General features: G+C 67.2%; 17 protein-coding genes and 1 pseudogene. 13 read left to right on the top strand and 5 right to left on the bottom strand.

Annotated features, from left to right (window positions below; all coding sequences use genetic code 11):
* Positions 1-449: 449 nt before the first annotated feature.
* The gene (locus tag CFB82_RS33865) at positions 450-1,349 is read right to left on the bottom strand and encodes a DMT family transporter (protein WP_069249889.1); all 900 of its coding nucleotides are present in this window, start codon (positions 1,347-1,349) and stop codon (positions 450-452) included.
* Between the two features lie 57 nt (positions 1,350-1,406).
* Between CFB82_RS33865 and CFB82_RS33870 the strand changes: the two genes are divergently transcribed.
* The 4 genes from CFB82_RS33870 (at position 1,407) to CFB82_RS33885 (ending at position 4,551) form a co-directional block, all read left to right on the top strand.
* Positions 1,407-2,393: a LysR substrate-binding domain-containing protein gene (locus CFB82_RS33870; RefSeq protein WP_089486799.1), complete on the top strand. Its 987-nt coding sequence runs from the start codon at positions 1,407-1,409 to the stop codon at positions 2,391-2,393.
* Between the two features lie 188 nt (positions 2,394-2,581).
* Positions 2,582-3,250: a nitroreductase gene (locus tag CFB82_RS33875; protein WP_089448982.1), complete on the top strand. Its 669-nt coding sequence runs from the start codon at positions 2,582-2,584 to the stop codon at positions 3,248-3,250.
* A 118-nt stretch (positions 3,251-3,368) separates the two neighbouring features.
* Positions 3,369-3,824: a sodium:proline symporter gene (locus CFB82_RS33880; protein ID WP_089486800.1), complete on the top strand. Its 456-nt coding sequence runs from the start codon at positions 3,369-3,371 to the stop codon at positions 3,822-3,824.
* A 214-nt stretch (positions 3,825-4,038) separates the two neighbouring features.
* A complete protein-coding gene (locus CFB82_RS33885; protein WP_089486801.1) occupies positions 4,039-4,551 on the top strand; it encodes a hypothetical protein in 513 nt (170 codons plus the stop codon).
* An 8-nt stretch (positions 4,552-4,559) separates the two neighbouring features.
* On the opposite strand, the gene CFB82_RS33890 is transcribed toward CFB82_RS33885, so the two are convergent.
* The 4 genes from CFB82_RS33890 to CFB82_RS33905 all read right to left on the bottom strand — a co-directional run bounded on the left by CFB82_RS33890 (position 4,560) and on the right by CFB82_RS33905 (position 8,757).
* On the bottom strand, positions 4,560-5,711 hold the full coding sequence (locus tag CFB82_RS33890) for an acyltransferase family protein (RefSeq protein WP_089486802.1): 1,152 nt from the start codon (positions 5,709-5,711) through the stop codon (positions 4,560-4,562).
* A gap of 95 nt (positions 5,712-5,806) precedes the next feature.
* On the bottom strand, positions 5,807-6,481 hold the full coding sequence (locus CFB82_RS33895) for a glutathione S-transferase family protein (protein ID WP_089448978.1): 675 nt from the start codon (positions 6,479-6,481) through the stop codon (positions 5,807-5,809).
* Between the two features lie 117 nt (positions 6,482-6,598).
* Positions 6,599-7,771: a porin gene (locus CFB82_RS33900; protein ID WP_089448977.1), complete on the bottom strand. Its 1,173-nt coding sequence runs from the start codon at positions 7,769-7,771 to the stop codon at positions 6,599-6,601.
* A gap of 152 nt (positions 7,772-7,923) precedes the next feature.
* Positions 7,924-8,757, bottom strand: a complete 834-nt coding sequence (locus CFB82_RS33905; protein WP_089486803.1) for a helix-turn-helix transcriptional regulator — start codon at positions 8,755-8,757, stop codon at positions 7,924-7,926.
* Between the two features lie 242 nt (positions 8,758-8,999).
* Here CFB82_RS33905 and CFB82_RS33910 point away from each other — a divergent pair, with 242 nt between their 5' ends.
* From CFB82_RS33910 to CFB82_RS33950, 9 genes and pseudogenes are all read left to right on the top strand, one after another.
* Positions 9,000-10,121, top strand: a complete 1,122-nt coding sequence (locus CFB82_RS33910; protein ID WP_089486804.1) for a polyamine ABC transporter substrate-binding protein — start codon at positions 9,000-9,002, stop codon at positions 10,119-10,121.
* Positions 10,122-10,186: 65 nt separating this feature from the next.
* Positions 10,187-11,272 (top strand): annotated as a pseudogene (locus CFB82_RS33915) (ABC transporter ATP-binding protein); the annotation flags it as partial.
* Between the two features lie 10 nt (positions 11,273-11,282).
* Positions 11,283-12,266, top strand: coding sequence for an ABC transporter permease subunit (locus CFB82_RS33920; RefSeq protein ID WP_089486806.1), 984 nt, complete (start codon positions 11,283-11,285; stop codon positions 12,264-12,266).
* On the top strand, positions 12,263-13,204 hold the full coding sequence (locus CFB82_RS33925) for an ABC transporter permease subunit (RefSeq protein WP_089486807.1): 942 nt from the start codon (positions 12,263-12,265) through the stop codon (positions 13,202-13,204). The genes CFB82_RS33920 and CFB82_RS33925 overlap by 4 nt, the downstream gene beginning before the upstream one ends.
* A gap of 31 nt (positions 13,205-13,235) precedes the next feature.
* Entirely contained in the window at positions 13,236-14,816 is a 1,581-nt protein-coding gene (locus CFB82_RS33930; protein ID WP_089448971.1) for a DUF3138 family protein, read from the top strand.
* A 26-nt stretch (positions 14,817-14,842) separates the two neighbouring features.
* Positions 14,843-16,135: an NAD(P)/FAD-dependent oxidoreductase gene (locus tag CFB82_RS33935; RefSeq protein WP_089486808.1), complete on the top strand. Its 1,293-nt coding sequence runs from the start codon at positions 14,843-14,845 to the stop codon at positions 16,133-16,135.
* 70 nt (positions 16,136-16,205) lie between these two features.
* Positions 16,206-16,586, top strand: coding sequence for a cupin domain-containing protein (locus CFB82_RS33940; protein WP_089448969.1), 381 nt, complete (start codon positions 16,206-16,208; stop codon positions 16,584-16,586).
* 47 nt (positions 16,587-16,633) lie between these two features.
* A complete protein-coding gene (locus tag CFB82_RS33945; RefSeq protein WP_089486809.1) occupies positions 16,634-18,049 on the top strand; it encodes an amidase family protein in 1,416 nt (471 codons plus the stop codon).
* Positions 18,050-18,074: 25 nt separating this feature from the next.
* Positions 18,075-19,565, top strand: coding sequence for an aldehyde dehydrogenase (locus tag CFB82_RS33950; RefSeq protein WP_089486810.1), 1,491 nt, complete (start codon positions 18,075-18,077; stop codon positions 19,563-19,565).
* Positions 19,566-19,590: the final 25 nt, after the last annotated feature.

A 19,590-nucleotide genomic window follows, 5' to 3' on the forward strand; every position in this document is an offset into this window, starting at 1 on the left:
GATTTTGCGCGCTGCAGCGAATCGCGTAGCGGGGCGGGTGCATCACGGCCGGCGCCCGACATTCGAAGGCGCCGGATGCCGGAAATCGTGCGCCGCGGCAGGCCACAGGCTGCGATTCGCTGTCGACGGCCTTACGGCCGCATCCATTATTCGGCCGGCGGGCGGGACGAAGCCATGGACACTGGTGCACGGTCAATCCGGAACTGTTCGGTCGATTTGTCTGCACAGTTTGGACGATTTCGATTGCGCATCCGATTGCAGGGCCATGCTTCGTCACGATGGATACCATCGCTTTAATGCAACTAACGGTCCGGCCCGGCGACGTCGACGAACTGGCGCGAGTCGACAGCCCGCGCGACGCATCCGGCTTCGCAGATGCCGGGGTTCGTCCTGACCGGCTCGCCTGCGGATCGTCGGGCCGATCGTGCCGGCCCGATGCCGAACCAATCCTAGGACCGTCCGCGCAACGCCACGAAGATCACGCCGGCAATCGCCAGCAGGCCGCCGCACACCGTCTCGATACCGGGTCGCTCGCCCGTCAGCGCCATCGACAGGACCGTCGCGACCGCCGGCGTCAGATAGAGGAAGTTGGCGGCGCGCGCCGCGCCGAAGTAGCCGAGTGCGAAGGTCCAGGTCGCGTAACCCAGCGCGGCGGGGAAGATGCCGAGCATCAGCACGGCCAGCGCCGTGTCGCGCGAACCGCTGCCGAGCGCCACGAGCGCACCCGGCAACCACGGTGTGAGCAGCAGCGCGCCGGCCAGCAGCGTGTACGCGGTGCAGGCCAGCGCGCCGTACACTGGAATGAGCCGCCGCTGCAGCACGAAATAGCTGGCCGAACACAAGGCCGCGCCGAGGATCAGCGTGCTGCCCGCACCGAGGACCAGGCCCCCCGGCTGCCCGCGCGCGATCACCGCGATGCCGGCGAGGCTGACCAGCGAACCGAGCCAGCCCCAGCGATTGAAGCGCTCGCCGAGAAACACGGCGGCCAGCAGCGCCGTGAAGATCGGCAGCGTATTCACGATGAAGCTTGCGGCGCCGGCCGAGACGGTCTGCTCGCCGGTATTGAGCAGCGCGTTGTAGAGCGCGATGCCGAGAAAGCCGCACAGCAGGAAGCGCAGCGCGTCGCCCCGGGTCGGCACGCGCGGCCGCCGCGCGATCAGCCACGCGATGATCAGCACGGCGGCAGTGGCGAAGCGCGCCGCCGCGAGCTGCAGCGGCGTCAGGCCATGCAGGCCGATCCGGATGAACGGGAAGGCGGACGCCCACGAAACGATCGTGAAGGCGACCGCGCCGGCCGCGATCAGCGGCTGCCGCGCAGGGCGCGACGACGGGGTGGAGAGCGTGTTCATGCGCCAATGATGCGGCGTGGCAAGATGCTAAGCTAGCGCACAGATCAGCATGCAGATATGAACATGATTCACAGCTCGAGCCGGCAGCCGGCCGGCGCTTCAGCCCGCTCGAAGCGGGGCTCGGCGGCGTTGCCCGTCGCAGCGCCATCGCCGGGTTCGCGGCCGCCGCTCGCGAGTCTCGACACGGTGTGCACGGTCGCGCGCGAGGGTTCGTTCCTCGCCGCGGCCGACGTATCCGGCGTGACGCACGGCGCGATCAGCCGGCGGGTGGCCGCCGTCGAAAACTGGCTCGGCCTGCGGTTGTTCGAACGTCATGCGCGCGGTGTGCGCCTGACGCCGGACGGCCAGCGCTTCGTCGGCCGGATCGAGCAGGCGTTCGCGATCATCGACAGTGCGGCCGATCAGTGGCGCTCGCCGCGTACGCCGCGGCTGGTGAGGGTGAGCGTGGTGCCGGCCTTCGCGCAGCTCTGGCTGTTCGAGCGCCAGCATGCGCTCGAGAGCGAGGCGCCCGCGTTGCGGATCGAACTCGGCATCGATCTGCGCAACGTGGATATCGCCGGCGGCGAAGCGGACCTGTCGATCCGGTACGGGCGCGGCAATTGGCGTCAGCTCGAAACCCGCGCGTTCATGCCGGAACGGCTCTATCCGGTCGCGCATCCGCGGCTCGCCGCGCAACTGGCGAAGGCGCGCCGCCGGCGCGGCGATGCCGCGTTGCTCGACATGCCGTTGCTGCACGATTCCGATGTGACCGGCTGGCGCACGTGGTTCGATGCATTGGGCGTGCCGTTCAAGCCGCGCGTGCAGGATCGCCGTTTCGAGGATTACAACCTCGTGCTGGCCGCCGCCGAGGCCGGGCTCGGCGTGGCGCTGGCGCGGGTACCGCTCGCCGACGCCTATCTCGAGCGCAGCGATCTCGTGCGCGTGAGCCGGCACGAGGTCGATTCGGTGCTCAGTTATTACTTCGTGCATGCGAAGGGGGAGAATCGGCCTGAGGTGCTGGCGTTGATGGAGCGGATGCGGGCGGCGGTGGGGGCAGGCGGCTAGCGCTGGCTGGTGTATCGTGTCGGCCCGCCGCGGTACGCTGGTGGGCGCGAAAAAAGGCGTTGTGCGATACGCGGCACTAGGCTCGGGCCGCCGGATCGACGACAATGCGACCGCGAAAAACGATGAGGTGGAGAGATGAACGAGATTCGAAAAGGGATGCATCCGTGCGGATGCAAGCGAGGTCAACAATGAACAAACCGGACAAGTCGTCGAAAGCGCGCGCCGCGCTCGACCAGCTGTTTTCGGGCATGGCGCCCACGGATGCGACGCGCGCGTCGCGTCCGGGCAATCCGTTCGAAGCGAACGCAGACGACGCATCCGCCGGCACGGGCGGGCGCGGCGGTATCGAAGTCACGCTGTCGACCCGGATCCAGTTGCGCGGCTATCCGAATGCGAACGCATTCATGAAGCGCATGGCCGAAGCGTGGGGGCTCGAGTGGGGGATGTACGACAGCGTCAAGGCCATCGCGACGCTGCCTGTCGGATGGCGAGCGCGCCGGTTGCCGGAAGTCACGCAGATCGTCGACGGACACGACGTGCTGCGCGCGGAGAGCAGCCTGCAGGGCGGCGAAATGTCGTATCTGAAAGTGCATCCGCGGTACTACATCGACGCACGCAAGGGATTGGGCTGGGGCAAGTCGTCGAAGGCGTCCGACGATCCGGATCTCGACGGCCCCGACTGGAACTGCTTCGTGATCGATCGCGAAAAGTCCATCGAAGTGCACGAACTGACGACCTCGTCGCTGAAAGCCGACATGGACAACGCGCGGGCGACGCTGTTGAAATGGCTGGACGAGAACTATCCGAAACATCGCGATCCTTTCGCGTACTGGTCGGATTGCGAAGGGGCGTCGTAATTTTGCGTGGCTGCCCGGTTCGGGTTCGGGTTCGCGGGCGCGCGCTGCGCGACCGGCGCCGGAGCGGGTGGGGTGCAAGTCGCTTCGATGCATCGGCCGGTTGCGATGGGAGCGTCAATTGAAACGAGCCCGTGTCGTCCCGGTTCTCTGGGCAGCGTTCGGTGCGGCGGTCGGCTCGACCGTCGTCGAACTGCTGCTCTGGCCGATCGCCGGCGACGATGCGATCGGGAACCTGTTGCGCGACACACGCCTCACGGCGGCCATCGTGATGGGGCGCGGCGTGCTCGGCGCGTCCGCCGGCTTCGATCCGCTGGTCATGGCGGTTGCGACCCTCGTGCATCTGGTGCTGTCGCTGGTCTATGCGGCCGTGCTGGCGAAGATGATTCGCAACCTGTCGCTCGCGTCCGCGCTCCTCGCAGGCGGCGCGTTCGGCCTCATCCTGTACGGCGTCAACCTGTACGCCTTCACCGCGATCTTCCCGTGGTTCATCCCGGTTCGTGGCGCAATCACACTCGTGGCCCATCTGGTATTCGGGGTCACGGCAGCGGCTACCTACCGCTCTGCCAGGCGCTAGGCCGGGCGCCAATCGACGGTTCCCGCGCAGGTCATTCGCACCAGACCCCTGGAATAAGCCCGCGCGCTGCATCGTTTAGCCGTCAGGAGACCCTGTACGATGCGGCGGCGCGTGAGCACCGCAAGATGAATCGTGCGCAAGCAATCCGGTCTGCCGGGCGCCGTCAGCGGCGCCCGCGATCGAGTGGTCGGGGGGAATCAGGCAGGAGCCGATCATGTGCAACTGGTTTCGATCCGGGATAGGTATCGTCTGTCTCGGCTGTTCCGCGGCGGTCTTTGCACAAACGTACGACGATCTGGCGGACAACACGACGAACTGCCGTGCAGTCGTCGCGCACGCGAACATCGACGGCACCGAGCAGCAAGTCGTCGGGCGTGCGTGCCTGCAGGACGATGGCACATGGCAGTTCGTGCAGAGCGCCGACGGTAGTGTTCTATGGTATCCGGCGGCGGACTATCCGTATGCCGACCTGGGGTACTGGGGGCCGCCGCTTTTCATCGGCGCAGGTGTGGGCTTCGTGTTCGTCGATCGCTTCCACCACTTCCACCATTTTCACCACTTCGATCACGTCGGCCACTTCAACGGGGTGGACCATCACCGCATCGGCGCGCCGATCGGCGCCGGCTTTCACCATGGCGCGTTTCCTGCCGGCACCGTCGGCCACGGATTCGGCGGCATGCATCAGTTCGGCGGGGCGAGCGGATTCGGTGGAATGCGGCGACGCTGAGGCAGCAGTTACAGGATCGATGCGAGCCTGGGCACGCGAAGCAGCAGGCCAGCGATCAGGTAGCACGCGACGCACGCGATACCGCCGGTCACGGCGAGCTTCAGGAATGGGGCTGCCGGCACGTTTTGCCACGCGAGGGCGACCCCGACCAGCACCGGCGGATGGATGATGTAGATCGAGTAAGCGCGTCGCGCCAGCGGCTGCCAGACGCCCGTCAGTCGAGTGAAGCGCCGCTGAAAGCGGCTGGCGAGAAACAGTATCGTGCCCCATGCGACCAGCGGCTCCCAGAACGCGTACACCACGTCGACCGGTCGGCCATGCAATGCGGGAACGTGCTTCGCGAGAAGGTAGACGATCGGCAGGACGGGGAGTGTCAGCAGCGTGATGCGCCACCACGTGCCGACCTGCCGCAGCGGAAGATGCTCGAGCCAGCGTGCGTGCGCTGCCCGGCAACCTGCTGCGTACAAGACGACGTAGCTGGCGAAATACCCGAGCTGAAGCCCCCATACGTTGACACCTATCGGCCATCGAGACCGCAACGCCAGCGCCGCGATCCCGGTCAGCAATGCCGCCGCGGCCAGGGTGCGATCGGAGGGGAACGGGTGCTGAACGGGGCGGCTCGCGATGCGCGGAAACGCAATGCTCCAGAGTGCTGCAGCCGCACTGAAAATCAGCAACGCCTTGGCGAACCACATGGGACCGTTGTCGAACGTGCCGTGGCGCCACAGGCGGCCGAGCGTATCGTCGAACGGGTGGCCGGCAGCGGACTGTGCCAGCGCGATCGTCGCGGGGCCGATCAGAAGTCCATACACCAGCAACGGCAGGCCGAGCCTGAGGAAGCGGTCGGCGAGGAAGCGGGCGGCACCCTTGCGATCGATGGATGGTGGCGTGTGGTAGCCGGCCAGGAAAAAGAACAGGCCCATGAAGAATGCCTGGTTGATCGCGCAGAAGAGCGTCAACAGCGCGGATTCCACCGACGGCCCCGCGGCCACCTCGTGGTAGTACCACCCACCGAGCGCGCCGTACGTGATCGCGCAGTGGTGAAACACGACCAGCAACGTCAGGCAGGCGCGCAACGCGTCGAGGCCGGCGTTGCGATGCGCGGCAACCGCCTGGTCCGTCCGGAACGCGACATCGACCGCAATGTCCTGAGCGCTCATTGCCTTGCCCGTGTGGTTGGCCAGTCACGACCCGCACCGTGCACATCGGGCGGGCGTACAGGTCGGCAACATACACCGTTGTTCTTACAACCTTCCTACAGGCCGATCCGCTGCCGGCCCGATGCCTGGTCGAGCCGCCCGCGCAGGTCGTCGAACGGAATCATCACGTGCGTGCGATATGCGGGCCGTGCTTTCAGCCGTTCGTACCACGCTTGCACGTGCGGGATGTCCGGCCGTGCGATGTCGAGTTCGAAGTAGCGATACAGGTGCGTGCCGGCCGCGATGTCGGCGAGCGTGAGCGTGTCGCCCGCGAGAAACGGCTGCCCGGCCAGCGCCGCGTCGAGCGCCTGGAAGTGCTGCGCGCACTGCGCGATGCTTTGCTCGACGCGCACCGTGTCGCGCTGTTCGGGCGGCGTCCGGAAGTAGCCCCGGAACACGCCGTTCAGGAACGTCGGCTGCAACGTGGTTTGCGACCAGTCCATCCAGCGGTCGGCGCGCGACTGTTCGGCGGGGTTGTCGTGCCAGAAGCCGGGGCGCCCGTAACGCGCGGCGAGGTAGCGCAGGATGCTGTGCGATTCCCAGACGACCGTGCCGCCATCGTCGATCACGGGTATGCGCCCGTGCGGGTTCATCGCCAAAAAATCGGGCGTGTCGAGCACGCCGAACTGCCCGCCGGCCGGCACGTGCCGATGCGCAAGCGCGAGCTCGTCGACGAGCCACATCACCTTCTGGACGTTGAATGCATTGCGGCGTCCCCATACGGTCAGCATGCCGGCCTCCTTGTGTCGTGCGGAACGGGATCGCGACAGTGTAAACGCCGCAGGCGCGCACCACGGTGCGCGCCTGCCGGCTGTCGTCATTGTCGTTGCCGCCGTGCGGCGACGCGATCAGAACTTGTGGCGAATCCCGACGATCGCGAGTTCCTGCGTATCGGTGCCGGAGTTCACGCCGTACGAGCCGACCGACGCGGCGGCCTTCACGACCGCGCCGTTCGCGTTGAGCGTGTTGCCGCTTGCCTTCTGGTAGCCGAACAGCGCATACAGGTCGGTGCGTTTCGACAGCGCGTAGTCCGCGCCGAGGTTGACCTGGTTGTAGTGCGCGGAACTCGGCCCCGTCAGCGACGTGTAGTTGTAGCCGACGCCTGCGCGCAGCGCCGGCGAGAACTGCCAGTTGAAGAACGCCGAGCCGTTGTTGAACTTCGCGTTCTGGCTGAACGCCGACAGCGTGTCCGCGCCATACTGCGTATTCGAATACGCGAGGCCGAAGGTGGCGGGCCCGGCCACGTACTGGCCGGCCACGCGCACGATCTGGATCGACTTCGCGCTCGAGAAGCCCTGGTTGATCACGGTGTTGAACAGCGTGTCCGAACTGCTCGACCACGTGCGCACGCCGTTCGCGACGGTGGAGCCGCCGTTCGCGTAGAAGAAGCCGGCGCCGAGCGACAGCGGGCCGTTCGCGTAGCTTGCGCCGAAGCTGTACGTGCGGCCGCTGCCGGTGGCGCCCGCCACGCCGCCGAAGCCGTACAGGCCTTCGAACTGGAAGCCCGAGATCAGCGGGCTCGTGTATTTCACCGAGTTGCTGACGCGCAGGCTGTTGTCGTAGTTGTCGAGGTCGCCCGGCGTCGCGAACACGCCGCCGAAGTAGTTGTCCTGCGTGAGGCCCTGCACGAGATCGACGACCGGATCGTACTGGCGGCCGAGCGTGACGGTGCCGTACGTGCTGCTCGCGAGGCCGACGACGGCCTTGCGGCCGAATTCGCGCCCACCCTGGCCGAGCGCGCCCGTGCCGATGTTGAAGCCGTTCTCGAGCTGGAACAGCGCCGCCAGGCCACCGCCGAGATCCTCGGTGCCGCGCAGCCCCCAGCGGCTGCCCGACAGGTTGCCGCTGCTGAACTTGACGAGGCTCGACGCGTTGCTGCCGTTCGCGTTCTGCGCATTGTGCACGTACGCGATGCCCGCATCGGCGATACCGTACAGCGTGACGCCGCTTTGCGCGTGAGCGCCGGCGGCATGGAGCGCGGCCGGCAGTGCGAGCAGTGCGAATGAACGGATCTGTTTCATTGTTGGATTCCCCCGTTGGTCGATTGGTCTGACGAGTCGGTGAACGATACGGATGACGCATCGTCGAGGGAACCAATAAATTGTCGGATCGTTATGAGGCGGCGCCGAGATGGATGCGCGCGCAACCTGCCGGCGGCCGGCACGCGGGGATGTTATGCGTCGTGCCGCCGCGACGCGTTTCTCAGCACGAGTGTCATCAGTTGCCGGCGCGAATCGACGCCGAGCTTCGCGAAGGCGCGCTTCGCGTAGGTATCGACGGTGGAGGTCTTGAGCCCCATCGATTGCGCGATGGCCGCCGACGTCATGCCCTGGATGAACGACGCGCACACGTGCATCTCGCGCGCGGTCAACCGTTCCTGCCATTCCGGCAGCCATTGCGCGACGAGGTCGAGATCGAGTTCGTCACGCGGTGCGTCGTCGGCGGAGATCGCGCCGAGCAGGCGCTTGTGCGCGGACGCCAGCGGCAGCACGACCTGCGAAAGCTGCTTCAGGAGGCTCAGCTCCTTCAGCGAAAACGGCGGCAGGCGCCGCGAGCGCGCGATCGAGATCGAGTAACGCGTGCCGCCCGTCACGCCCGCGATCACGCATTCGTCGTGAATGTCGCCGGCATCGAAGAACAGATGCCGCAGCTCGCTCGCCACGCGCTGCGCGGACACCTGCAGCAACTGCACGTCGTTTTCGGTTTCGATCGCCGCGTACGTTGCATCGTCGCTCGCGTAGCTGCGGTAGTAGTGGCGCATCACCTGCGCGACCAGCTCGGGCTCGCGGCCGAAGCTGCCGATCCAGCCGACGCTGCGCCGGCCGGAAGACGCGCTGCGCTCGTAGTCGAGATGCACGGCGTCGAAATCGACGTAGCGCACGAGCGTGTCGTAGACGGCGCGCATGAACTTCGGCGTGCCGACGGCTTGCGCGATGTCGCCCAGCGTTTCGGTCACGAACGCGACGTGGCTCAGCGGGAGATCGGGGGCGGGCAGCGCAGCGCTCATGGCGTCGTGTATCGAAGATTTTCAGGTGGCGCTACAGGTATCACGAATATTTTCGACTGCCTACACGGGAATCTACCCAAACGGGGGGAATCGACGTCGCCGTTTGTCCCGGTTTTCGGGACTGACGCTGCCGGCCGCGATCTCTACATTGGTCCTTGTGCTGAACACCGCTCGACGGCGTTGACGCGAGTCCGGACCCGGACCGGGCGCAACGGCCGATCCCCATCACAAGGAGAATCCCCATGCGTATCCGTATCCGTCGTCAACCGGTGTTGCGCGCCGCGCGCGTCACGTCGGCGGCGCTGGCCGTCGCGGCCAGCCTGTCCGCCCATGCCGGCGACACCCACCTGAACGTGTACAACTGGTCGGAGTACGTCGCGAAGGACACGGTCCCCGTCTTCGAGAAGCAGTCGGGTATCAAGGTGCGCTACGACAGCTACGACAGCGACGATACGCTGCAGACCAAGCTGCTTGCGGGCAGCTCGGGCTACGACATCGTCGTGCCGACGTCGAACTATCTCGCGCAGCAGATCCAGGCCGGCGTGTACCAGAAGCTCGACAAGTCGAAGCTGCCGAATCTCGCGAACCTCGACCCGTTGCTGATGAAAATGGTCGCGAAGGCCGACCCGGGCAACCAGTACGGCGTGCCGTGGGCATGGGGCACGACGGGAATCGGCTACAACGTCGAGGCGGTCAGGAAGCGGCTCGGCGACAACGCACCGACTGACAGCTGGGCGCTGCTGTTCGACCCGGCGAACGCGGCGAAGCTGAAAAGCTGCGGCATCTCGCTGCTCGACGCGCCGGACGCCGCGTTCGCGGCGGCGCTGCAGTACATGGGCAAGGACCCGGAGAGCAAGAACCCGGCCGACTACCAGGCGGCCTACGACGTGCTGAAGAAGATCCGCCCGTACGTCACGCAGTTCAGCTCGGCCGGCTATGCGGACGATCTGGCGAACAACGATGTGTGCGTCGTGCTCGGCTGGTCGGGCGACGTCGGTATCGCGCGGCGGCGCACGCTGGACGCAAAGCGCTCGTACGAGATCCGCTATGTGAATCCGAAGGAAGGCGGCCTGCTGTGGTTCGACGTGATGGCGATCCCGAAGGATGCGCCGCATCCGGAAGCCGCGCTGAAGTGGATCAACTACATCGAGGACCCGAAGACCAACGCGGCGATCACGAACGAGATCTTCTACCCGAGCGCCAACAAGGCCGCGCGCCCGTTCGTGACACCGGCGATCGTGCAGGACCCGGGCATTTACCTGTCCGACGCGACGATCGCGAAGGCGTCGCTCGCGATGCCGCGCAGCGCCGACATCGCGCGGATGCAGAACCGTCTGTGGCTGCAGCTGAAGTCGGGCGGTTGAGGGAGACGACGATGATCCATACGCTCCCTGCCGCATCGGTTGCGGCCGCCGCCCGCCGCGATGCGGACGCATTCGTCCGCATCGAAAACGTCGTGAAGAAATTCGGCGACAGCACCGCCGTCGACAACGTGAACCTGACGATCGCGAAGAACGAGCTGTTCGCGCTGCTCGGCAGCTCGGGCTGCGGCAAGTCGACGTTGCTGCGCATGCTCGCCGGGCTCGAGACGGCCACCTCCGGCAAGATCTTCGTCGACGGCGAGGACCTCGCGTCGCTGCCGCCGTACCGCCGCCCGGTGAACATGATGTTCCAGTCGTACGCGCTGTTCCCGCACATGACGGTCGAATCGAACGTCGCGTTCGGCCTGAAGCAGGAAGGCACGCCGAAGAACGAGATCAAGGAGCGCGTGGCCGATGCGCTCGCGCTCGTGCAGATGGGCAAGTACGCGCAGCGCAAGCCGCACCAGCTCTCCGGCGGCCAGCAGCAGCGCGTCGCGCTGGCCCGTTCGCTGGTGAAGCGCCCGAAGCTGCTCTTGCTCGACGAGCCGATGTCCGCGCTCGACAAGAAGATCCGCCAGAAGACCCAGCTCGAACTCGTGAACATCATCGAGAAGGTCGACGTGACCTGCGTGATGGTCACGCACGACCAGGAAGAGGCGATGACGATGGCCAGCCGCCTCGCGGTGATGAGCGAAGGCAAGATCGTGCAGATCGGCGCGCCGGGCGAGGTGTACGAGTTTCCGAACAGCCGCTTCTCGGCCGAATTCATCGGCTCGACCAACCTGTTCGAAGGCCGCGTGGTCGAGGACGAGCCCGATCACATCTTCGTCGAAAGCGACGACCTCGAGGCGCGGATGTACGTGAGCCATGGCGTCACCGGCCCGCTCGGCATGCCGGTCGGCATCTCGGTGCGCCCGGAACGCATTCACGTGTCGCGCGAAAAACCGGGCTCGAAACACAACTGGGCGCGCGGCGTCGTGACCGATATCGCGTACATGGGCAGCTACTCGCTGTACCACGTGCGCTTGCCGAGCGGCAAGACGGTCGTGTCGAACCTGTCGAGCTCGCACCTGATGAACGACAACGCACCGGCGTGGAACGACGACGTGTTCGTGTCGTGGTCGCCGGCCAGCGGCGTCGTGCTGACGCAGTGAGGGCGCCACGATGAAAACCTCCGCCTCCACGCCCTCCACTCCGGTGTCGACCGGCACGACCGCCGCGCCCCAGGCTTACAAGCGCCGCAGCCGCTTCGCCGCGCTGTCGCGCTTCCTGCCGTCGGGCCGCAGCGTCGCGATCGGCGTGCCGTTCGTGTGGCTTGCCGTGTTCTTCGCGCTGCCGTTCGTGCTGGTGCTGAAGATCAGCTTCGCCGACCAGATGCTCGGCATCCCGCCGTACACCGCACTTGCGCGGCTGGAGGCCGGCACCGTGCAGGTCGTGCTGTCGCTGAAGCATTACGCGCTGCTGCTGCAGGACGACCTGTACCTGAACACCTACGTCAGCTCGCTGAAGATGGCCGCGGCATCGACGCTGATGTGCCTGCTGGCCGGCTACCCGATCGCGTACTTCATTGCGCGCTCGGCGCCGGCCCGCCGCAACCTGCTGATGATGGGCGTGATGCTGCCGTTCTGGACGTCGTTCCTGATCCGCGTCTATGCGTGGGTCGGGATCATGAAGGACGACGGGCTGCTGAACCACGTATTAGCGGCACTCGGCGTGATCGCGACACCGCTGCGGCTGTATCACACCGACGCGGGCGTCTACATCGGGATGGTCTATTCGTACCTGCCGTTCATGGTGATGCCGCTGTACGCGCACCTCGTGAAGATGGACCTCACGTTGCTCGAAGCCGCGAACGATCTCGGCGCGACGCCGTGGTCCGCGTTCTGGCGCATCACGCTGCCGCTGTCGAGGAACGGCATCGTCGCGGGCAGCCTGCTGGTGTTCATCCCGGCGGTGGGCGAATACGTGATCCCCGAGCTGCTCGGCGGCGCGAACACGCTGATGCTCGGCCGCGTGATGTGGGATGAATTCTTCAACAACATGGACTGGCCGATGGCGTCCGCGGTGACGGTGACGATGGTGCTGCTGCTGCTCGTGCCGATGGCCCTGCTTCATTACAGCCAGACCGAAGCGGAGGCCCGGTCATGAACCGTGCGAATCGCATCCTGTCCGTGTGCGTGCTGGGCGCGGGCTTCCTGTTCCTGTATATCCCGATCGTCAGCCTGGTCGTCTACTCGTTCAACGCGTCGAAGCTGGTGACGGTGTGGTCGGGCTTCTCGCTGAAATGGTACGGCGCGCTGCTGCACGACGACGAACTGCTCACGGCCGCCTGGCTGTCGCTGAAGATCGCGCTGCTGACGGCCACCGCGTCGGTCGCGATCGGCACCTGGGCCGGCTTCGTGCTCGCTCGCATGGGGCGCTTTCGCGGCTTCACGCTGTATGCCGCGATGATCAACGCGCCGCTCGTGATTCCGGAAGTAATCCAGGGCATCTCGCTGCTGCTGCTGTTCGTCGCGATGCAGCAGACCTTCGGCTGGCCGGCCGGGCGCGGCTGGCTGACGATCTGGATCGGCCACGTGATGCTGTGCCTGTCGTTCGTCGCGGTGATCGTGCAGTCGCGCGTGAAGGAGCTCGATCGTTCGATCGAGGAAGCCGCGCTCGATCTCGGCGCGCGGCCGTGGAAGGTGTTCTTCGTGATCACGCTGCCGCTGATCGCGCAGGCGCTGGTGTCCGGCTGGCTGCTTGCCTTCACGGTGTCGATCGACGACGTGATCCTGTCCGCGTTCCTGTCGGGCCCGGGTTCGACGACGCTGCCGCTCGTCGTGTTCTCGCGCGTGCGGATGGGGCTCAACCCGGAGATGAATGCGCTCGCCACGGTGTTCATCACCGTCGTGACGATCGGGGTCATCGTCGTGAACCGCGCGATGCTGGCCCGCGAGCGGCGGCACGTGCGCGACACGCGGATGTGGCACGCGGCGTCCGCGACTGAGGTATCCGGCACCTCCGCGTCGCCGTCCGCCATGCCGCCCGCGCGCGCGCCCGCCGCGCCGCCGCTGCACGACCGCATCCCGCATCCCACGAAGTGACGAACAGTGACGAACGACCAGGAGACATTCCATGAAAAAGAAGATGCTCTGCGCGCTGATCGCCGGAGCGCTGCCGGGGCTGGCTGCGGCGAACTCGAGCGCCGACCAGATCCGGACGCTGCAGCAGCAGATCGCGGTGCTGCAACGGCAGATGAGCGCGCTGCAATCACAGCTCGGCGCGAAGCCTTCGGCCGCACCGGTGGCGGCGAACGTGGCGAACGCGCCAAACCCGGCGACCGGCGCGGCGGCTGATCCGTCGGCACCGGGCTACGGGCAGGCACCGGCCGTGCTGACCAACGACGACGTGTCGGAACTCCGGCAACAAGTTGCGAACCAGCAGTTGAAGGTCGATTCGCTGACCGATGCCGCGCGCACGGGCCCGATCGCCGGGCTGTCGGTGACGGGCTACCTCGACCCGACCTACGTATACAACCGGGGTGCCGGCACGTCGTCGTTCCAGTTCGCGAATCACGAGAACGCGTACACCTACTACAACAGCACGTTCGGCGATGTATTCCTCGACATCAAGAAGACGTTCGGTGTCGGTCCGACCGCGCCGTCCGCGGAAATCACGCTGATGCCGAACCGCGGCGCGGGCCTGTCGATGATGACGGGCAGCGGCTCGAGCGGCCTGAACATCATCAACACGGCCGTCCTGACCGTACCGCTGTCGGGCACGACGGCGCTCACCGGCGGGCTCGTGACGGGCTTCGGCGGCTACGAGTACCAGCAGTCGAACATGATGCTGACGCTCACGCACAACCTGCTGTACGACTTCTCCGATCCGGGTTCGTCGATCGGCGCGGGCCTCAACTACCTGAGCGCGGACGGCCACTGGGCGTGGAAGTTCTTCGTCGGCAACGAGCAGTTCCGCAGCGCGGGCGCGGTCACGCAGACCGGCGTCAACGCGTTCGGCGACCCGATCACGACGAGCAACAAGGTGCCGACCTTCACCGCGCGCGTCGATTACCTGCGCGGCAGCGCGCTCGACGTCGGCGGCTCGATCAGCATCGGCCGCCAGACGCTGCCGAGCGCGGTCGACCCGGCGACCGGCAACGTGCGCTACGGCGTGGGCGGCAACGCACCGAGCGCGTACGGCGCGTTCTTCTTCGGCGAGGCTGATGCGACCTACACGCTCGCCGATGCGCAGTACAACGCCGAGTTCGACTACGGCCAGCAGCAGCACGGCGCGTTCAACGGCGGGCTCGCACAGTGGTTCGGGCTGTCGCTGCTCGCGCACCGCAAGTTCAACGCGCCGGTGGTCGGCCGCATGGGTGCGACGCTGCGCTACGACCTGCTCGTGAACCGGAAGAACGGCGGCGGCGGCTCGTCGATCGGCCTGAACGGCAACGGGATGGACCCGTACAACGGCTTCGGCATCGATGCGGACTGCCTGGCGCTGTCGAAGGCGAACGGCGGCGTCGGCTTCGAGTGCAAGGGCGCGACGCGGCAGGCTGCCGCGTTCGACCTGCTGTTCTACCCGACCCAGCAAGTGACGGTGAAGGTTGAATACCGGCACGACTGGGCGAGCAACAAGGTGTTCCTGCGTCACGACGGGTCGTACGAGAAGTCGAACGACCTGCTCGCCACCCAACTCATCTACGCGTTCTGACGCGACGCCGTTCGCGAGTCTTGCACATGCTCAAGTTCGAAAACCAGCAACATGTTCAGTCCTACTATGCAGCGACGGTCAACAACCATACGCGGCATCCGTCGCTCGACGGGGCCGTGACGGCCGACGTCTGCGTGATCGGCGGCGGGCTCACGGGCCTGTCCGCGGCACTCGAGCTCGCCGAGCGCGGCCATTCGGTCGTGCTCGTCGAGGCGTCGAAGATCGGCTGGGGCGCGAGCGGGCGCAACGGTGGCCAGCTGATCGCCGGGTACGCGTGCGACATCGATACGTTCTCGGCCTACCTGCCGGAAGACGACGTGCGGCGCGTCTGGGCGATGGGGCTGGAGTCGGTCGAGATCGTCCGGCAGCGGGTCGAGCGGTACGGCATCGATTGCGACCTGACCTTCGGCTACCTGACCGCCGCGAACAAGCCGCGCCATCTCGATGCGTTGCGCGCGTGGCGCGATATCGCGGCGCGCCGCTTCGGCTACCGCGGCTACGAAGTCGTCGAGCGCGCCGACATGCATCGCTTCATCGCATCGGACCGTTACGTCGGCGGCCTCCGCTACGAAGGCAGCGGCCACCTGCATCCGCTCAACTACACGCTCGGCCTCGCGCGGGCGGCGCGCGAGGCCGGCGTGACGATCCACGAGGACACGCCCGCGATTGCGCTCGATCGTGCCGCGCCGCATCACCGCGTGACGTGCGCCCGCGGCCACGTGGATGCCCGTCATGTCGTGCTGGCCTGCAATGCGTACCTGGGGCGGCTGGCGCCGGCGCTCGCGCGCAAGATCATTCCGGTCGCGACTTACCTGATCGCAACGGAGCCGCTCGGCGACGCGCGCGCGGCCGAAACGATGCCGGCCAATGCGGCGATCTGCGACACCCGTTCGGCGCTCGACTATTTCCGGCTGACACGCGACCGCCGGCTGCTGTGGGGCGGCAAGGCCAGCAGCTCGACGAACACGCCGCGCGATCTCGCGGCCGCGATGCGGCGCGACATGCTGAAGACGTTCCCGCAACTGACCGATGTGCGGATCGACTACGCGTGGGGCGGACTGATCGACGCGACGATGAATCGCGCACCGCATTTCGGCAGGCTCGAGCCGACCGTGTATTTCGCGCAGGGATTTTCCGGACACGGCGTCAACGTGACGGGCCTCGCGGGGCGGCTGATCGCGGAAGCGATCGACGCGCAGGCCACGCGCTTCGACCTGTTCGGCCGAATTCGCCATCGCGACTTTCCGGGCGGGCGCGCGCTGCGCACGCCGATGCTGGCGCTCGCGATGACCTGGCACCGGATGATGGACCTGCTCTGATCCGGGCGGGCGGTTCACCCGTCCGCACGGCACCGAAACGTTTCGAATCACTCATGCCCTGGAGGCACTCATGACCAACCTCACGAATCTCGTCGACCTGATGCGCGCACCGGCGAAGCTCACGCAGAGCCGCGTGCCGAGCGGGTTGCTGCTCGACGGCAATCCGCTGCAGACGCTGTCGCATCACTACATCAGCCCGTGCGGGCAGTTCAGCTGCGGGATCTGGGCATGCACGCCCGGCCGCTGGACGATCGAGTACGACGAGTCTGAGTATTGCGAGATGCTGAGCGGCGTCGCGATCGTGCGCGACGCGGACGGCCGCGAGCGCGTGTTGCGCGCGGGCGACCGCTTCGTGATTCCACCGGGTTTTCGCGGCACGTGGGAAGTCGTCGAAACGTGCCGCAAGATCTATGCATCGCACGCACCGCAAGCCGGACAGCCGACCGCGTAACGCGCGGCCGGTTCAGGACAACCATCGAGATCAACGAGGAGCAACCCATGACCCAGGAATTGTGGCGTCTCAGCGCGGCCGAGATGGCCGAGCGCGTCGCGCGTCGCGACGTGTCTGCCACCGAACTCACGCGCAGCTGCCTGCAGCGGCTTGAAGCAGTGAACCCCGTCATCAACGCGATCGTCGACGTGATGACCGACAGCGCGTTGCAGGCGGCGTCCGATGCCGATGCCGCGATCGCGCGCGGCGCACCGGTCGGCCCGCTGCACGGCGTGCCGGTGACCGTGAAGATCAACGTCGACACGGCGGGATACGCGACGACCAACGGCGTGCGCGCGTTTTCGGACCTGGTTGCGCACGAGGACAGCCCGGTGACCGCGAACCTGCGCAAGGCCGGCGCGATCGTGATCGGGCGCAGCAATGCGCCGGCGTTTTCGTACCGCTGGTTCACCGATAACGACCTGTACGGCCGCACGTCGAATCCGTGGGATGCGTCGCTGACGCCGGGCGGTTCCAGCGGTGGCGCAGCCGCGGCGGTGGCGGCCGGTATCGGCGCGATCGCGCACGGCAACGACCTGGGTGGCTCGATCCGCTACCCGGCCTACGCGTGCGGCGTCGCCGGGCTGCGGCCCAGCACCGGGCGCGTGCCGGCGTACAACCCGACGCAGTCGAAGGACCGCACGCTCGCGGTGCAGCTCGCGTCCGTGCAGGGGCCGCTCGCGCGCACGGTCGGCGACCTGCGGCTCGCGCTCGACGCGATGGCGGCAGGCGACGCGCGCGACGCATGGTGGATGCCGGTCGCGCCGAATGCACGTGAAGCCGCGTTCCCCGCGCGTGTGGCCGTTTGCGCGGCGCTGCCGGGCGTGCCGTCCGATCCGGTGGTGGTCGACGCGATCCGGCAGGCCGCGCGCTGGCTTGAAGAAGCCGGCTGCATCGTCGAGGAAGCGGAGCCGCCGCGGTTCGCCGAAGCGTGCGAACTGTGGCTGGACCTGGTGACCAACGAAGCGCGCAGCGGCCTCGGCGACGTGATCATGCAGCACGGCGACGCGGCGATCCGTACCGCGTTCGCGAGCCAGCGCCGTCTCGCGAAGCCGCTGGACCTCGAGGGCTACATGAACGGCCTCGCGCGGCGCACCGCGTTGCTGCGCGACTGGCAGCAGTTCTTCGCCCGCTATCCGCTGCTGCTGATGCCGGTGTCGTGCGCGCAGCCGTTCGCGATCGACGCCGATCAGCATGGCGACGACGCGATGCGCGCGATCGTCGAGCGGCAGGGGCCGCTGCTCGCGACCGCGCTGCTCGGGCTGCCGGGACTGTCGGTGCCGACCGGCATCCGCGATGGCGTGCCGACCGGCGTGCAGCTCGTCGCCGGACGCTTCCAGGAAGCGCTGTGTCTCGCCGCGGGCGAAGCGATCGAGGCACGTGCGGGCATCTTTACGCCGATCGATCCGGTCACCGGGTCGTGATCCGCGATCTTTCACGAGGAAACACATGAATCAATCGACATTCGAAGATTGGCAAGCCCGCGCGGCCGTGCTGCGGATCGAAGGGCGCGCGTTCATCGACGGCGAGGCGCGCCACGCGCAAACCGGCGCGACCTTCGCCTGCGTGAGCCCGATCGACGGTGGCGTGCTCGCGCACGTGGCCGATTGCGGCACCGACGACGTCGACGTCGCGGTGGCGGCCGCGCGCCGCGCGTTCGACGTGCGGAGCTGGGCCGGCATGAACCCGCGCGCCCGCAAGGCGGTGCTGCAGCGCTGGGCCGCGCTGATGCGCGAGCACCTCGACGAGCTCGCGCTGCTCGAGACGCTCGACACCGGCAAGCCGATCGCCGATACCACGGCGATCGACGTGCCGGCCGCCGCGCATTGCGTCGACTGGTATGCGGAAGCGATCGACAAGGTCGGCGGCGAAGTCGCGCCGGTGGACCATCATCTGGTCGGGCTCGTCACGCGCGAGCCGATCGGCGTCGTTGCGGCCGTCGTGCCGTGGAATTTCCCGCTGCTGATGGCCGCATGGAAACTCGCGCCGGCGCTCGCGGCCGGCAACAGCGTCGTGCTCAAGCCGTCCGAGAAATCGCCGCTCAGCGCGATCCGCGTCGCGCAGCTCGCGTGCGACGCGGGCATGCCGCCCGGCGTGTTCAGCGTGGTGCCGGGCGGCGTGGAGCCGGGCAGGGCGCTCGCGCTGCATCGCGACGTCGACTGCATCGCGTTCACAGGGTCGACGCGTACGGGGCAGCAGATCATGGCGTGCGCTGCGCAATCGAATCTGAAGCGCGTGTGGCTCGAACTCGGCGGCAAGTCGCCGAACATCGTGCTGCGCGATTGCCCCGATCTCGACCGCGCCGCGCAGGCGGCCGCCGACGCGATCTTCTTCAACATGGGCGAAGTGTGTACGGCCGGCTCGCGCCTGCTCGTACATCGCGACATCAAGGACGCATTCGTCGCGAAGCTGGTCGACGCGTCGCGGCGCTTCGCGCCCGGGCACCCGCTCGATCCGTCGGTGACGATGGGGGCGATCGTCGACCGCACACAGCTCGAGCGCGTGATGGGGTATATCGGTGCCGGGCGCGACGAAGGCAAGCTCGTCACGGGCGGCGCGCGCGTGCGAGAGGAGACGGGCGGGTTCTATGTCGAGCCGACGGTGTTCGAGGTGAAGCCCGATGCGAAGATCGCCCGCGAGGAGATCTTCGGGCCGGTGCTGTCGGTGATCGTGTTCGACGATGTCGACGAGGCCGTGCGGATCGCCAATGACACGGAGTATGGACTGGCCGCCGCCGTCTGGTCGGCCGACCTCTCGACCGCGCACGCGGTGGCACGACGTCTGCGCGCGGGCACCGTGTGGGTCAACTGCTACGGCGACGGCAGCGACGACATGAACTTCCCGTTCGGCGGTTACAAGCTGTCGGGCAACGGTCGTGACAAATCGCTGCATGCGCTCGACAAGTACACCGAGCTGAAGTCGACGATCGTGCGGTTGTAATGCCATGGGCGACGCGCGGCCTGGG

The sequence above is a fragment of the Burkholderia sp. HI2714 genome, from assembly GCF_002223085.1.
GTDB lineage: Bacteria > Pseudomonadota > Gammaproteobacteria > Burkholderiales > Burkholderiaceae > Burkholderia > Burkholderia lata_D.